The 15,566-nt window shown below is 61.3% G+C and carries 12 protein-coding genes; 9 read left to right on the top strand and 3 right to left on the bottom strand.

The window, feature by feature from the left end; genetic code table 11:
• Positions 1–13: 13 nt before the first annotated feature.
• The 3 genes from BWR59_RS30705 to BWR59_RS30695 are packed head-to-tail and all read left to right on the top strand — an operon-like array spanning position 14 to position 4,799.
• A complete protein-coding gene (locus BWR59_RS30705) occupies positions 14–1,435 on the top strand; it encodes a TolC family outer membrane protein (RefSeq protein ID WP_081569455.1) in 1,422 nt (473 codons plus the stop codon).
• Positions 1,432–3,594, top strand: coding sequence for a type I secretion system permease/ATPase (locus BWR59_RS30700; protein WP_081569427.1), 2,163 nt, complete (start codon positions 1,432–1,434; stop codon positions 3,592–3,594). The genes BWR59_RS30705 and BWR59_RS30700 overlap by 4 nt, the downstream gene beginning before the upstream one ends.
• Entirely contained in the window at positions 3,591–4,799 is a 1,209-nt protein-coding gene (locus tag BWR59_RS30695; RefSeq protein ID WP_081569426.1) for an HlyD family efflux transporter periplasmic adaptor subunit, read from the top strand. The genes BWR59_RS30700 and BWR59_RS30695 overlap by 4 nt, the downstream gene beginning before the upstream one ends.
• Here BWR59_RS30695 and BWR59_RS30690 read toward each other — a convergent pair whose 3' ends face one another.
• Together BWR59_RS30690 and BWR59_RS30685 are read right to left on the bottom strand one after the other, a co-directional pair.
• Complete coding sequence (locus BWR59_RS30690; protein ID WP_168184558.1) at positions 4,800–5,396, bottom strand: trypsin-like peptidase domain-containing protein; 597 nt, start codon at positions 5,394–5,396, stop codon at positions 4,800–4,802.
• Positions 5,397–5,711: 315 nt separating this feature from the next.
• Positions 5,712–7,847, bottom strand: coding sequence for a TonB-dependent receptor (locus tag BWR59_RS30685; protein ID WP_081569424.1), 2,136 nt, complete (start codon positions 7,845–7,847; stop codon positions 5,712–5,714).
• A gap of 464 nt (positions 7,848–8,311) precedes the next feature.
• Between BWR59_RS30685 and BWR59_RS30680 the strand changes: the two genes are divergently transcribed.
• The 5 genes from BWR59_RS30680 (at position 8,312) to BWR59_RS30660 (ending at position 12,818) form a co-directional block, all read left to right on the top strand.
• Positions 8,312–9,118, top strand: coding sequence for an energy transducer TonB (locus BWR59_RS30680; protein ID WP_081569423.1), 807 nt, complete (start codon positions 8,312–8,314; stop codon positions 9,116–9,118).
• Positions 9,119–9,204: 86 nt separating this feature from the next.
• Entirely contained in the window at positions 9,205–9,933 is a 729-nt protein-coding gene (locus BWR59_RS30675) for a MotA/TolQ/ExbB proton channel family protein (protein WP_081569422.1), read from the top strand.
• Position 9,934: 1 nt separating this feature from the next.
• A complete protein-coding gene (locus BWR59_RS30670; RefSeq protein ID WP_081569421.1) occupies positions 9,935–10,336 on the top strand; it encodes a biopolymer transporter ExbD in 402 nt (133 codons plus the stop codon).
• Positions 10,337–10,521: 185 nt separating this feature from the next.
• Positions 10,522–11,709, top strand: a complete 1,188-nt coding sequence (locus tag BWR59_RS30665; protein WP_081569420.1) for an acyl-CoA dehydrogenase family protein — start codon at positions 10,522–10,524, stop codon at positions 11,707–11,709.
• Positions 11,710–11,717: 8 nt separating this feature from the next.
• Entirely contained in the window at positions 11,718–12,818 is a 1,101-nt protein-coding gene (locus BWR59_RS30660) for a sigma-54 dependent transcriptional regulator (protein ID WP_081569419.1), read from the top strand.
• Positions 12,819–12,866: 48 nt separating this feature from the next.
• On the opposite strand, the gene BWR59_RS30655 is transcribed toward BWR59_RS30660, so the two are convergent.
• Complete coding sequence (locus BWR59_RS30655) at positions 12,867–14,690, bottom strand: ABC transporter ATP-binding protein (RefSeq protein ID WP_081569418.1); 1,824 nt, start codon at positions 14,688–14,690, stop codon at positions 12,867–12,869.
• 399 nt (positions 14,691–15,089) lie between these two features.
• Here BWR59_RS30655 and BWR59_RS30650 point away from each other — a divergent pair.
• The coding region (locus tag BWR59_RS30650; RefSeq protein ID WP_269140377.1) for a contractile injection system protein, VgrG/Pvc8 family at positions 15,090–15,566 on the top strand (477 nt) is incomplete at its 3' end.

The raw sequence follows: 15,566 nt of genomic DNA, 5'->3' as shown, positions 1-15,566 counted from the left end.
TCACCCATGGCCGATGGTCCTGCTGACCATCGGCTTGCAGCACATGATCAACCTGCCCGTCTGGGCAGACGAATACATCGACCCGGGGCTGCGCAGCATCAGCCCTTCCCGGCTGCAGCAGCAGCCGGGGGACGCGAAGCAGAAGCCTCGCAGCGGCAAAACCGCTGCCGCAGCCGTACCCGGCAAAGAAGAGGCGCAGACGCTGGGACTCGAGCAGGCCGTGAGGCTGGCAGTGGACTGGCACCCAAGCATCAGTGAAGCCATCGGCACCCTGTATCAGCAGGCCGAGGGCATCAATGTCGCCGAAGCCGGTTACTACCCGCAGATCGCGGGGGGCATCAAGGGGGGTTACAACAGCGGCAATGGCAGCGATGCGAGCAGCCAGTCAGTGAGCATTTCCCTGAAGCAGATGCTGTACGACTTCGGCAAGGTGTCCAACTCCGTCGAGGCGGCCAGAGCCAAGGCCGCGCGCAGCCAGGCAAGCATTCTGTTGGCGATCGATCAGGTCAGTCGCGATACCGCATTCGCCTACGTCGAGGTTCAGCGTTACCAGCGTCTGATTGAAATCGCCCGGCAGCAGATCCAGGGCATCGGCGGCATCGTCGATCTGGCAAAACAGCGCAGCGACATGGGCGCCAGTACCCGGTCCGATGTGGTTCAGGCTCAGTCCCGAGCCGAAGGCGGCATGGCGACGTTGCAGGAATACAAGGCGCAATACGCGCGCTGGCAAGCGACGCTGGGCAATCTTCTGGGGCGCCAGAGCTCGCCACAGGTCAGCGATGCATTTCCCGATTCACTGAACCAGTCCTGCAATACCCCGGTGATCACCGATGCCCTGCCCGCCGTCCTGCAAGCGGCAGCGCAGCGAACCCAGGCTCAAGCCGAACTGGCTCAGGCCAAGGCCGAGGCCTATCCGACGCTGTCCCTGGAGCCCTCGTTCAACCAGTACCTGGACAACAATTACGACAGTCAGAACCCGGCCATCGACCGCACTCAGGTGGGGATTTTCCTCAACCTTGAGGTGCCTATTTATCAGGGCGGCGCCATCAGTGCCCGCAGTCGCGCCGCCAGTTATGCCCTGACCGCCGCTGATTCCGCCGAAGACGCCGCGCGCTTGCAGGCACGTCAGGGTTTGAGCGAATCCCAGGCGCAAACATCAGGGCTGACGCGTCGGCTCAACTCACTGGAATTTCGCGAAACCACCATCACCGAAGCCCGCGAGCTGTATGGCAAGCAATACCTGGAACTGGGCACGCGTCCGCTGCTGGACCTGCTCAACGCCGAGCAGGAAATTCACCAGTCACGGTTTGACCTGGCCAACACTCAGGCCGACCTGCACCGCCTGCAAATCGACTGTCTGTACAACAGTGGCGCGTTGCGTCGGGCATTCGGTATCGATCACAGCACCATCCAGCATGTGGAGATCCTGCCATGACCGATCCCATCGTCATCGCTCATCAACCTGCGAATGCCGACGCGGCGCGGCAGGACTATTCGCCGTGGCTGGAAGCGGTGCTGAAAGTTGCGCGGCATTATCGCCTCGACGTGTCTCCGGAAAGCGTGCGCCTGGCCTCTGTACACAGCGAGGGCCGCGTCGAAGAAGTGGTCCGCCACATGGCGCGCCAGGCCGGGCTCAGCGTCAAGTTCGCCGACTACGACCGCAAGAGCCTGAGCCGCTGGCGCACGCCGCTGGTGGTGCAATTGCAGGATGGACAGGTCGGGGTCATCGAGAGCGTCAGCGAGCAGGGCGAACTCGGCATCGCCTACAGTGGCGATCAAGGACTGCAGAGCCGCATCGAGCCCGAAATCCTCGCCGCTCAAGCCGTTCGCACGGCGATTCTGCGCCCTACCCAGCCGCTCAGCGACGTGCGCACCAACGATTACATCAAGCCCTACGACGAGCACTGGTTCAGACGTATCGTGCTCAGCGACTTGCGCCCCTACAGCCAGGTGATGGTCGCCTCGTTGGTGGCCAACCTGCTGGGCATGGCTGGCGTGCTGTTCTCGATGCAGGTCTACGACCGGGTGATTCCCGCCGAATCGCTGCCGACCCTTTACGTGCTGTTCGGCGGTGTGATGCTGGCGCTGCTGTTCGATTTCGTCATGCGCATCATGCGCCTGCGCATCACCGACATTCTCGGCAAACGTGCCGATCTGCGGGTGTCCGATCTGGTCTTCGGCCATGCCTTGCGCCTGCGCAATTCGGCGCGCCCGAAATCCACTGGCTCGTTCATTTCGCAATTGCGCGAGCTGGAACAGATCCGCGACCTGATTACCTCCAGCACCGCCACGGCACTGGCCGACCTGCCGTTCTTCTTTCTGTTTCTGCTGGTGTTCTACCTCATCGGCGGGCAACTGGTGCTCATACCGTTGCTGGCGTTGGTCGCCATGGTGTTGCCCGGCATACTGGCGCAACAGCGGCTGGCGAAACTGGCGAACGAGTCGATGCGCGAAGCCGCGCTGCGCAACGCCATGCTGGTCGAAAGCGTGCAAGGCATGGACGACATCAAGGCATTGCAGGCCGAGCAGCGTTTTCAACAACAGTGGAACCACTACAACGCTGCGTCGGCGGACAGCAGCCTGCGCCTGCGCACGCTGACCAACAGCCTGGTGACCTGGACCCAGAACGTTCAGGGCGGGGTTTTCGCAGTGGTCATCGTATTCGGCGCGCCGATGGTGATCGCCGGTGACCTCACCACCGGTAGCCTGGTGGCGGCGTCGATCCTGTCGTCGCGAATGATGGGGCCGATGGCGCAACTGACCCATGTACTCACCCGCTGGCAGCAGGCCAAGGTGGCGTTGCAGGGGCTGAACCGATTGATGCAGATGCCGGTCGACCATCCCGAAGGCAGCCAGCGTGTGCACCTGCCTGCCATTCGCGGCGAATACCGGCTGCGCCAGTCGGGCTTTCGTTACAGCGAGGAGTCATCGCCGGCCTTGAGCAATATCGACCTGAAGATACGTCCCGGCGAACGCATCGCCATTCTCGGGCGTAACGGCGCCGGCAAGTCGACCCTGCTGCAGGCATTGGCCGGTTCCATGGATTTGAGCACCGGTGAAACCACGCTGGACGGCATCGCCCTCGCGCACATCGACCCCGCCGACTTGCGCCGGGACGTCGGCCTGATGTCGCAGCAGGCGCGGCTGTTTCACGGCACCTTGCGCGACAACATCACCCTGGGCGCCGGACAGGCCAGCGATCAGGAAATCATCGCGGCGCTGGCCGTCACTGGCGCGCTGGATTTCGTGCGGCAGATGCCCAAAGGCATGGATCACCTGATCCTCGAAGGTGGCCTGGGTCTGTCGGGGGGGCAGCGCCAGAGCCTGCTGCTGTCGCGGTTACTGATCCGCCAGCCACAAGTGCTGTTGCTCGACGAGCCCACGGCGTCGCTGGACGACATCACCGAACGCCTGCTGCTGGAAAAACTCGCCACCTGGTGCACCGGTCGCACGCTGGTGGTGGCGACGCACCGGGTCAGCGTCCTGCAACTGGTCGAACGGATCATCGTGATGGACAACGGCAGGATCCTGATCGATGACCATCGCGACGCCGCGTTGGCGCGGTTGCGGCAGCCGAAAGGAGCACAGTCATGAAAGCATTGACGGCCGAACACACACCGCGACTGCCCGACCAGATCACCTACCTGGACGGCCGCGACGAACGCAGCGTGACGGGCGGAATCCGGGTGATCTGGGGGTGCGCGCTGATGATCGCCTGCTTTCTGGCCTGGGCTGCGTGGTTCGAAGTGGTCGAAGTGTCGACCGGCACCGGCAAGGTGGTGCCCAGTTCCCGCGAGCAAGTGATCCAGTCCATGGAAGGCGGCATCATCAAGGAAATGAACGTCACCGAAGGCTCGCTGGTTGAGCGCGGCCAGGTGCTGGCCCAGCTTGACGCAGTGAAGACCGAATCCAACGTCGGCGAGAGCGAAGCCAAGTACCGGGCAGCGCTGGCCAGCGTCAATCGGCTGCAGGCGGAGGTCAGCGAAAAGCCTCTGGTGTTCGACCCCTCCCTGAACAACTACCCGGAGCTGACGCGTGCCGAAACCGAGCTGTACAACACCCGGCGCAAGGGCCTGCAATCCACGCTGGACGGCATCCAGAGTTCGCTGAAACTGGTGCGCAGCGAATTGGAGATCACCGAAAATCTGGCAAAGATCGGCGCGTCGAGCCGGGTTGAAGTGCTGCGCCTGAATCGGCAGCGCTCGGAGCTGGAACTCAAGGCCACCGAAGCCCGCTCCGACTACATGGTGCGAGCACGCGAAGACCTCGCCAAGGCCAACGCCGAAGCGCAGATGCTGGTGGCGGTGATTCGTGGACGCAATGACTCGCTGTCCCGCCTGACCCTGCATTCGCCGGTACGCGGCATCGTCAAGGACATCGAGGTCACGACCATTGGCGGTGTGGTACCGCCGAACGGGAAACTGATGCAGATCGTGCCGCTGGACGAACAGCTGCTGATCGAAGCGCGGATTTCGCCCCGGGATATCGCCTTCATTCATCCGGATCAGGAAGCCAAGGTCAAGATCACCGCCTACGACTACTCCATCTACGGCAGTCTGGACGGCAAGGTCGTGACCATCTCCCCCGATACCATCCAGGACGAAGTAAAACCGGAGATTTTCTACTACCGGGTGTACATCCGCACCAACGCTGACGTGCTGCGCAACAAGGCCGGGAAAGCCTTCGCCATCGTGCCCGGCATGATCGCGACGGTGGATATCCGCACCGGCCAGAAGACGGTGCTGGATTACCTGATCAAACCACTGAACCGGGCTCGCGAGGCATTGCGGGAACGTTGATCAGCGGCTGGCCAGATGCGTCGCTGGGGGTGCTGCCGGATGGGCCTGAGCCAGATACCGACCCCATTCGCGATTGATCTCGGCGTATGGCAGGAAGATGCTCACCCGCTTCTGGTTGGCCAGGTCCGGACGATGAAGTGCGGCCAGTTCGCCAGAACCCAGGAATGCCACGGTGATGCCGACCACCTTGCCGTCCGCGGCGAACACCGGCCCGCCAGACATCCCCTTGGCAACCGGGCCATCATGGGTGCCATAGAGGACGTTGCCCTCTTTGGTATCCAGACGCACCATCGCGGGCAGGGTGTGGCCACTGCCTTTCACCGACATGTACAGCGAGTTGTAGCCCACCGCAGTCACGGCTTCGCCAGGGGTGTAACCGCGCCAGAGCGGTACGCCATTGGCCTTGTGCCGGAAAAACTGGACATCGCCCTGCCCTTGATAAACAGAGCCCGGCAGATAGGGAATATGCTTGACGGTGACGGCGTAGTCTTCGTTCCACTGCACCGCCGTACCCATCAGCATGAAGGGTAGCGGCCCGCCGGAATGGACGACGAACGCTTGGTCATAAACTGGATCCTGGGTAAAAGCGACTGGCATTCCATTGCACCCGCTGAGCAGCACTGAGGCCGCAACAAGTGACTTTAGGGGACGCATTCTGCACACAGAGAGTGAGTTGAAGACGGCGCAAATATGTCATTGAGCCATCACCTAATCAATAGTCTAAGACTACCTCTCGTCCGATTACGATGCAGTGAGTGTATTGGATCCAAGCAGCTACTTATCCTTGATACTTCACGCTCTTATCGACTAATTCAGCTCATTTGACAGCTTTATCACCTTTTTTCGCTACATATCCGCCACTCAGTGAGTGGCGGTGCTCTGTGTATTGCCCACTGGATATGCGGTCCGGGATCAAAAACGGAACGCTACGCCGGTGGTGACGTTGATGGCATCACCGGGATAGAAATTCGCGGAATCCTGTCCCTTGGCGTCATACGCCGTATTGGACGCCGTGGCATAGCGTTCGTCGGTCAGGTTGCGCGCGTCGACGAACACTTCCCACTTCTTGCTCGGTGCCTCATAGCCGAATTTGGCGCCCCAGATCGTGTAAGACGGCGCGCTCCAGCTGTTGGCAAAATCCACGTAGTAGCTGGACGCGGAACGGGCGTTCAGTTGCGCGTAAAACCCACTGGCCTGGCGATATTCCAGCTCCGCCTGATACACCGAACGCGGCAGACCCGGCAGCTCGTTGTCGCCGAAGGTGTCGTCGTGACGGTAGTGGAAGTCGTTGTAGGTGTAGGCCTGACGCAGGGTCACGGTGTCGCCGCCCTGTCCTTCCCAGAGCAAGGCGTTGAGACCCGCTTCGACCCCTTGGTGAATCGTGCCGCTGCCATTGGACGTCGCCACCAGTTGGTCCTGGGTCGCGGTTGCCTGACGCACCACCACCGACAGCAGCTCCTTCTGCACCCACGACCGGTAAAGCGTCAGGCTGCCATCGAAGATGCCGTGTTCGCCGCGAATGCCGAACTCTACGGTATTGGCCTTTTGCGGGCGAACGTCGCGAAGGTAGGGCGTACCGGTGCTGCCCAGCTGCCAGGTGACAGGCGGGTCGATGGAGCGGCTGACGTTGCCGAACAACTCGAACTCCGGCGTCAGCTGATAACGCAGGCCGATGCGCGGTGCGATGTCGTGCTCTTCGTATTCCACGCCATTGGGAAACTCCGAGGTGTTGACGCCCGTGGTGTATTCGATTTCCGCCTTGCGCTTGATGTCGATGAACGACAGCCCCGAGGACAGCCACAAGTCATCGGTCAGCTGCAGCTCGTTACCCAGCGAAAATACCGTGTCTCTGGAGCCCGTGTAGTTGGTTTCCTGCAATTTGGCCTTGGTCGCCTTGCTGTGGGATTTCACGTCGGCGAGATAGGCCCGCGTCGTGCTGAACGTCACGGTGCTGTCGCTGTTCAGGCCCAGAAAGGTGTCGCCGATGCGCAGGTAACGCAGGGTCAGGTTGATGTCCTTGGAGCGCCAGTCCTGAGGGGTCGCCGAATATCGCCAGCCGTTGTACAGCGGGTAATCGTTGTACCCCAGACCCACCTCGAGCTTTGCGTTGTCGTCGAAGGTGTAGGTGGTTTTGTTGCCCAGCAGCGTCGAGCCATCCTTCTTGCGCCCGGTCGGCACGTCGTTGCTTTTGGGGTCGTGCTTGAGCTGGTACCTGGTCAGGGTGTTGCCCTGGGTCAGGGTCTCTTCGCGATAACGCAGGAAGAAGCGCGTCTCCAGTTTCGGGTTGAACACATGGCCGAAGTTGGCAACGATGCCCTGCCCTTCGTTCGGCGTGTTGTCCTGATAACCGTCGCGTTCGTTGTGCTGCACGCTGACGTAGTAATCGCTGTCATCGACCACGCCGCCGGTGCTCAATACCTGTTTGCGGTAACCGAAACTGCCGGTCTCGAAGCGCGCATAGTTCCCCGGATCGGTACGGCCGGTCTTGCTGACGAAATTGATCGCCCCACCCAGGGACAACGCCGAATAGTTGAAGGCGTTGGCGCCATACAGCACTTCGGTGTGGTCAACGCCGGCCATGTCGAGCATGTCTTCCTGGGTACCGCCGGGGCCGGTCAGTGGCAGGCCGTCGAACAGGAATTTAATGCCCAGTACATAGCCTTGATAAAAGGTATTGAGCCCCGACCCCCGGATCGAAATCTTGTTGGCCCCCGAGCCGCTGGTGGCCTGAGCGAAGACGCCGGGCTGCAAGGCCAGGACGTCTTCGGCATTGGATGCGCGGCCCTTTTCGATCTCGTGGTTGTCGATCACTGCAGTCTTGCCCGGCACCTTGGCCAGTTGCCTCTCGGTTTTTTGCGCTTCGCTGGCTTGCGCGCCAGTCACGGTCACCGTCGCCAGTCTTGGGTCCTGCACCGCCGGTGGCTCGTCCGCAAAAGACGCCCCATGTACCAGCATAAACAACACACCCAGACTTGAAGCGGTGGTCAGCGAATCAAAACGACGAGCGCGTAGATCAAACGTATGCAACCTCAAAATCCCTACTCCCATGGTAATAAGTTAGTTGGAGCATCTATTCGTATAGTCGCGCTCCGGACTAACTTAGCAGGGTTCGTGCCACGTCAAATCCGCCTGTTTACGGGCAATTAACGGACCTATAAGCGTGTCTCCCCGACAGTTTGTTTCGCCGTTGTCCGATACCCAACACATGAGCAGGTAAATGGCCTGTCTCCCGCGTTGCAGACGCTCGCGATGGGCGCATATAGCCAGAAGGCAACTGTTCATAACTGCAACTGTTCGCCCGGCAACAGGCGTCGGACAAAAAGTTTGCCTGCGGCAATTCATTGTCCAGTCGGCGTATTTAAAAGTACTGGAAACACAGGCCATCGAAACTTGGTACGGCTCTTGCTCCCTCCCTCATGCGTCTCGCAAGTATTGAACGGATGCACAGGGTTTTATCGAGAGACATGACACACCACTTGTTTTCGTCACCTTCAACAGCCAGGAGTTAATCAATGGCCAATGCCCAAACAGCGAGCGCACTGGATGTGCTCTGGCGTCAGGCGCCGGGCGGCGAGTTGCTCGACCTGGGCCGGGTCTACCGAGGGCCCTTGGCGCTGTCGAGGCTGCAGACCACACCCCGGCGGATTCTCAGCCGTCGCGAAGCGGTGTTATTGGGCGTCTTCGCCTTGGTGCTGCACGGCGCGGTGATCTACTGGGTCAACAGTTCGCCTACGCCTGCGCTGCCCGTGGTGCCGCCGGAAATCCCGCCGATGACCATCGAGTTCTCGCAACCGGCACCGCCTGTGGTGGAACCGCCACCGCCCGAGCCGATTGCGCAGCCGGTGGTCGAGCCGCCGCCCCCTGTCGAGGATGAACTGGCGGTCAAACCGCCACCCCCCAAGCCGGTCCCCAAACCCAAACCGGTGGTCAAGTCTGTGCCTAAACCCGTCGCCAAACCGGTCGAGCAACCGCCGCCACCGGCACCGCCACAACCGGTTGCAGCGCCTGCCCCGCCAGCACCTCCGGCACCGTCTCCGGTGACCCCGGCCTCGGCCAATGCCGGTTATCTGCACAACCCTGCGCCGCAATACCCGGCACTGGCCATGCGTCGTAACTGGGAAGGGACCGTGTTGCTGCGCGTGCACGTTCTGGCGACCGGCAAGCCCGGTGAAATCCAGATTCAGAAAAGCAGCGGCCGCGACCAATTGGACGATGCCGCCCTGGCAGCCGTGAAACGCTGGAGTTTTGCCCCGGCCAAACAGGGCAACAACCCAGTCGACGGCTGGGTCAGCGTGCCGATCGATTTCAAACTGCAATAACCCGATCTCTTGATTCGCTACATCGCGGGCTACCTCACCAAAGGCGCATCGCTACACCGACTTTTTGCCTTGCTGGAGAGCCTCACATGAACCTTATCGCTTCGCCTTTCGAATCCATTGAACACGCGGTCATCTGGCTGCTGATCGTCTTCTCCGTCGCGACCTGGGGCCTGGCCCTGCTCAAGGGGGTGCAGTTCGCACGCCTGAAAGGTCAGGACAAGAAATTCCACAAGCAATTCTGGGCCGCATCGAGCCTGGACTCTGCCGCCGAACTGGCCCAGACCAGACCCGGTGCAGCAGCCCGTGTTGCGCTGGCCGGTTATGCCGCGATTCAGCAAGCCCCAGAAGGCACTCAAGCCGCCGATCTGAGCCAGGCCATCAATCATCAGGACCGCCTGGAACGCGCATTGCGTCAGCAGATTGTGCGTGAGCGTCGCTCGCTGGAAACCGGCCTTGCGATCCTCGCCAGTATCGGCAGCACCTCGCCCTTCATCGGCCTGTTCGGTACGGTCTGGGGGATCATGTCGGCGCTCAAGGGCATCAGCGCGGCAGGCTCGGCGAGCCTTGAAACCGTGGCAGGCCCGATCGGCGCGGCACTGGTCGCCACCGGCGTCGGGATCGCGGTCGCGGTGCCTGCGGTGCTGGTTTACAACTATTACCTGCGCCGCCTGAAACTGACCGCCGCCGATCTCGATGACTTCGCCCACGACTTCTACAGCCTGGCGCAGAAGAACGCGTTCCGCGTGTTGCTGCACCCGGTGCTCAACAAATCAGGCGCCACAACAGCCGGACAAAAAGTGAAGGAGGCGTCCTGATATGGCCTTTTCCACCCAAGACAGCGATGAAGTGCTGAGCGAAATCAACGTCACGCCATTGGTGGACGTGATGCTGGTGTTGCTGGTGGTGTTCATCGTCACCGCGCCACTGTTGACCAACTCGATCCCGATCAACCTGCCCAAGACCGAAGCCGTCGCTGCGGTGGAACAGAAAGACCCGCTGGTGGTGAGCATCGACGACAAGGGCAAGCTGTTCATCAACAAGGATGAAATCCAGCCCGATTTGCTGGAGACCAACCTGAAGGCCGCGAAAGATAAAAACGCCGATGTGCGCGTGCAATTGCAAGCAGACAACGGCGTTAACTACGGCGAAGTCGCCCGGGCGATGGCCTCCATCGAAAAAGCCGGGATCACCAAACTGTCGGTGATCACCGCGAAATAGATCGCCACACAGCGATCTGTAGCAGCCCGGCTTGCCGGCGGTGGCGGCTTGAAAATCCCCACCGCCGACAAACAGAAGGCCGCCCGGCCGGACTGCTACAGGATCAGGTAGGCCATTGCATCCGCGGTCGAGCGTCATGCCCATGTCGTTGCCACCCATCAGACACAAGGAAGAGGTGATCATCCGTGACTGTCACGTTTCTCAGCGCCCGGAAGGCGCCGCTTGAAATCGCTCGTGAACTGGCGACCGAATTCGCTCGCACCGCTGTCGACCGCGATGCCCGTGGCGGCACGCCCAAGACTGAACGGGACAGGCTGCGCAGCAGCGGTCTGCTGTCGCTGAGCATTCCCGGTCAGTTCGGCGGGCTCAACGCCAACTGGTCGCAGACGTTCGAAGTGGTGCGCGAATTCGCCAGAGTCGACAGTTCCATCGCCCACGTCTTCGGGTTCCATCACCTGATGCTCGCCACCCTCCGCCTGTTCGCCAAACCCTCGCAATGGCAGACCTGGTTTCAGCTGACCGCCAGCAATAACTGGTTCTGGGGCAACACTCTCAATCCGCTGGACACCCGCACCGTGGTCAAGGGGCATGACGGCTGGCGCGAGTTTTCCGGGCAGAAGAGCTTCTGCTCGGGCGCCAACGACTCGGAAATGCTCATCGCCTCGGCGGTGGACGAAGCCGCCGGCGGCAAGCTGCTGATCGCCGCGATCCCCAGTGGCCGCAGCGGCATCACCTTGCACAACGACTGGTACAACATGGGCCAGCGCCAGACCGACAGCGGCAGCGTCACCTTCAAGCGCGTGCGGGTCGAGGAGTCCGATCTGCTGCTGGAACCCGGCCCGCTGAGCACGCCCTTTGCCTGCCTGCGCCCGCTCATCGCGCAATTGCACTTTGCCAATATCTTCCTCGGCATCGCCGAAGGCGCCTTTGAGGAAGCGCGCAAATACACCCGTGAAGAGACTCGCCCCTGGTTCCGCTCCAGCGCCGAACACAATGCGCAGGATCCCTACGTGCTCAGCCATTACGGCGACTTCTGGGTCGCCCTGGAAAGCACGCGCTTGCTGGTCGAGCGCGCCGGCAGGGTGCTGGACGCCGCCTGGGCCAAAGGCTCGGCGCTGACCAGCGAAGAGCGCGGCGAAGTCGCCATCGCCATCGCCACCGCTAAAGTCGCGGCCAGCCGCAACGGCCTGGAGCTCTGTAGCAAGGTCTTCGAGGTCACCGGCGCGCGGGCCACCCACGCCTCCGTGGCGCTCGACAGGCACTGGCGAAATCTGCGCACCCAGAGCCTGCATGACCCGCTCGATTACAAACTTCATGAACTGGGTGACTGGGCCTTGAACCATACCCCGCCCATCCCGACTTTTTACTCATAGGGATCATCATGCAACTGCTGACGTTACCACCCTCGCCCGCCCTGGCGACTTCGATCCGCGCCACCGCGCAAGTCTTCGAAGACCCGAAATCCAGAGCCTTGCTCCAGCACCTGCAACAGGTCGCCCCAAGTGAGGCCAGCGTGCTGATCATCGGCGAAACCGGCACCGGCAAGGAGCTGGTCGCCCGCCATATCCACAACCTCAGCGCCCGCAAGACCCAGCCCTTCGTGGCCGTCAACTGCGGCGCCTTCTCAGAATCGCTGGTGGAAGCCGAGCTGTTCGGCCATGAGAAAGGCGCCTTTACCGGCGCCCTGAGCGCCAAGGCCGGCTGGTTCGAGGAAGCCAACGGCGGCACGCTGTTTCTCGACGAAATCGGCGACTTGCCCATGACCATCCAGGTGAAACTGCTGCGCGTGCTGCAAGAGCGTGAAGTGGTCCGGCTCGGGTCACGCAAAAGCATTCCGATCAACGTGCGGGTGCTCGCCGCCACCAACGTGCAACTGGAGCGAGCCATCAACGCCGGGCACTTTCGTGAGGACCTGTTCTACCGGCTCAACGTGGTCAATCTGGAACTCAGCCCGCTGCGCGAGCGCCCCGGCGACATCATCCCGCTGGTGCACTACTTCATCGCCAGCTACAGCAAACGCCTGGGCTATGGGCAGATCGCGCTCAGTGTCGACGCCGAACGCAAATTGGTGAATTACAGCTGGCCGGGGAACATTCGCGAGCTGGAGAACGTCATTCATCACACCCTGCTGATCTGCCGCGATGGCGTGATTCAAAGCGACGACCTGCGCATGTCGAACCTGCGCATCGAGCGTCAGGACGATCCCACGCAGCCCGATCAGTCGGCTCAAGCGCTGCTGGAACACGCCCTGCAGCGTTTGTTCGAGGAGCAGGTGGACAACCTCCACGAGCAGGTCGAACGCACTCTGCTCGGCGCCGCCTACCGTTTCTGCCACCACAATCAGGTGCACACCGCAGAATTGCTGGGTTTGAGCCGCAACGTCACCCGAACGCTGCTGATCAACCTGGGTGAACTGAAGGTCAACAAGCGCCGTCCCGGCAACCCCTCCTCCGACGAGCGCGTTCTGCACCTTTCGATCTGAAGCCCGCTACGCGGTGAGCCCCGCCCACCGCGTATCGTGAAACCTCAATCAGACCGCTTCACCCAGCTCATCACTGAACTGGCGATTCCACAGACGAGCGTATTGCCCGCCCAGGCGCAGCAAATGATCGTGACTGCCGTCTTCCACCACCCGCCCCTTGTCGAACACCAGAATCCGGTCAAGGTGCGCCACGGTCGACAACCGGTGCGCAACGACCAACACTGTCTTGTCTTCCATGATCTCGTCGAGTTTGTCTTGAATGAAGCGCTCGGTGATCGAATCCAGGCTCGACGTGGCTTCGTCCATCACCAGAATCGGCGCGTTCTTGAGCAACACCCGGGCAATGGCGATACGTTGCCGCTGACCACCGGAAAGCTTGACCCCGCGCTCACCCACCAGCGACTCGTAACCGTGCTCCATGCTGTCGATGAACTCACTGGCGCCCGCGCGGTGGATCGCCTCGGCCACTTCATCCATCGAGGCATCGAGCCGGCCGTAATGAATGTTCTCGCGAATGCTGCGATGGAATAGCCCCGGCTCTTGGGGGATCAGGCCGATCTGCTGGTGCAACGAGTGCTGAGTGACATTGCGCACATCCACGCCGTCGATCAGCACCTCGCCTTTGTGCACGTCATAGAGCCGCAACAGCAGGCTGAGCAAAGTCGATTTACCCGACCCCGAGGATCCGACCAAGCCGACTTTCTGCCCGGCCGGAATCACGATGTTCAGCTGTTGGAAAATCCCCTGATCGGCGCCATAACTGAAGCCGACATCGCGAAATTCAATGTCTCCGCGCTTGATCTGCAACGCCTTGGCGCCCGGCCGGTCGATCACCTCGTGAGGCCGAATCAGGGTGCGCACGCCGTTGGAGATGTTGCCGGTGGCCTCGAAGAACTCCAGAAAACGCCGCGACAGGTTGCCGACGTCGCTGATGATCAACAGCGACAGACTGGTGGACATCACAAAGGCGGCGATGTCGATCTGTTGGGTGCGCCACAACTGCAACGCCAGCAGCAAAAGACCGAGCTTGAGCACCACCCCGCAACCGGTCTGAAACCAGCGGATCTTTTCCATGTAACCCAGCGAGCGATAGGCAGCGGCGACTTCCTTGTCGAGGAATGTGCCCAGGTAGGAATGCTCGAATGCGTGGCGGGCGAACAGGCGGATGTTGGCCAGGTTAGACACCGCATCCACCACCTTCCCCGAGCTGGTGCTGCGCGCCGCTGAATACTGCTGGGCCAGCGGATGGCTACGCCGCGCCAGCAGATAACAGACCGCGATGAACACCGCCGACCAACCGGCCATGAACACCGCCATCAACGGCGACGCGGTCCACAGCAGCACAGTGGCCAGTGACAGCGTCACCAGCAGCGGGATCAGGTCGAACAGCAGAATACTCAGGGTTTGGTTCACCCCCAACGCCACTTCGGAGACCCGATGCGCCAGCGCCCCGGCGAACTCATTGCTGATGAAACGATGGGAATGCTGCTGCAGATAGGCATACACCACGTGAGTGACCGTGCGCCTCTGCAATGGCAGAACATGGATGTGACAACCCGCCGCCGCCCGGGTGAACAGCACCTCACACACCAGCAACGTCGCGAACAGCGTCAACGGCGTTTGCAAGACCCCGAACGCATGTTCGGCATCCAGACCATTGCTGACCGTGCGAGTGATCTGCCCCAGCCCCCACGGAATGAGGATGGTGCAGATCACTGCGGCAATCTGCAGCAGCAGGATGGCGACATACCAGCCCTTGAAGTTACCGATGAAAAACCGCACGAACGCCGCCGGCGTCGACGGCAGGTGCTGGACATTCCAGCTGCGTAACCGGCGATCGCGGGGCGCGAAGGATGAAAAGGACGAACTCATGGCAGATCACATTCCTGAATGACGCCTGTGGCCGCGCAGCTTTCAGGCAAAGTTGATTTCGTACCTTATTGATCAGAATTCGTGCCAGTTGCACGGCCCCGTGTCTTCGGGGCTTTGAACGACTCAAGGCAGGGGAAAAGTGTGTTCCGCGACAGTGTGTGTGGATTGCCTGTCGTGAATTCAACAGCGTGCCGAATCTCGATCGCCCGGTCGTTGATAGGCAGAGCGCTCAATCAGCTCTCTCGTAGGAAGAATCTCTAAGTGCCGCACGAGCGTTCCCTTTCGCCTTTGCGCTATGGAATCGGCCTCTGAAAACCCGCATCTTCGTTCCACGAAAACGCTCTGCCCCCTGCCCGCGCATGGACGCGCTGGTTCACACCCTTGCCACGGATGCCAGCCATGTTCGACACACCACCGATTTTCTTCGACCACAGCCGCCACACACTCATCGTCCACGACCTCAAGGCTCAGCTCGACGTCCTGACCTTCACCGGCGAAGAAACCCTCAGCCAGCCGTTTCGCTACACCCTCGAATTCACCTCCAGCGAGCAAGACATCGCCGCCGATCACATCCTCGGCAAACCCGCCGATTTCAGCCTGCACACGGCGCCTCATTTGTTGCCCAAGGTGTTCCGCAGCCTGCCGACCCCCGAGGTCAAACCGCTGCGCACGCTGCACGGGGTGATCACCTCGTTCAAGCGCCTGTCCGGCTCCAGCGACGAAGCGCGTTATGAAGTGGTGTTTCAGCCGCGGCTTGCGTTGCTCGAGCGCGGTCGGCAATACCGCCTCTATCAGCACCAGTCGGTGCCGCAGATCGTCGAGAGCATTTTGCGCAGCCGCCACGATTTCGAAGGCCAGGATTTCCTGTTCAAGCGC

This window comes from Pseudomonas sp. Bc-h (genome assembly GCF_002080045.1).
In the GTDB taxonomy this organism is placed as follows: Bacteria; Pseudomonadota; Gammaproteobacteria; order Pseudomonadales; family Pseudomonadaceae; genus Aquipseudomonas.
Note: the sequence above shows the minus strand (reverse complement) of the source record. Positions and strands in the feature narration are given on the sequence as shown.

Coding starts and splice junctions, on each gene's coding strand:
- BWR59_RS30705 (WP_081569455.1), top strand. CDS start 14: ATGGTCCTGCTGACCATCGGCTTGCAGCACATGATCAACCTGCCCGTC.
- BWR59_RS30700 (WP_081569427.1), top strand. CDS start 1,432: ATGACCGATCCCATCGTCATCGCTCATCAACCTGCGAATGCCGACGCG.
- BWR59_RS30695 (WP_081569426.1), top strand. CDS start 3,591: ATGAAAGCATTGACGGCCGAACACACACCGCGACTGCCCGACCAGATC.
- BWR59_RS30690 (WP_168184558.1), bottom strand. CDS start 5,396: ATGCCAGTCGCTTTTACCCAGGATCCAGTTTATGACCAAGCGTTCGTC.
- BWR59_RS30685 (WP_081569424.1), bottom strand. CDS start 7,847: ATGGGAGTAGGGATTTTGAGGTTGCATACGTTTGATCTACGCGCTCGT.
- BWR59_RS30680 (WP_081569423.1), top strand. CDS start 8,312: ATGGCCAATGCCCAAACAGCGAGCGCACTGGATGTGCTCTGGCGTCAG.
- BWR59_RS30675 (WP_081569422.1), top strand. CDS start 9,205: ATGAACCTTATCGCTTCGCCTTTCGAATCCATTGAACACGCGGTCATC.
- BWR59_RS30670 (WP_081569421.1), top strand. CDS start 9,935: ATGGCCTTTTCCACCCAAGACAGCGATGAAGTGCTGAGCGAAATCAAC.
- BWR59_RS30660 (WP_081569419.1), top strand. CDS start 11,718: ATGCAACTGCTGACGTTACCACCCTCGCCCGCCCTGGCGACTTCGATC.
- BWR59_RS30655 (WP_081569418.1), bottom strand. CDS start 14,690: ATGAGTTCGTCCTTTTCATCCTTCGCGCCCCGCGATCGCCGGTTACGC.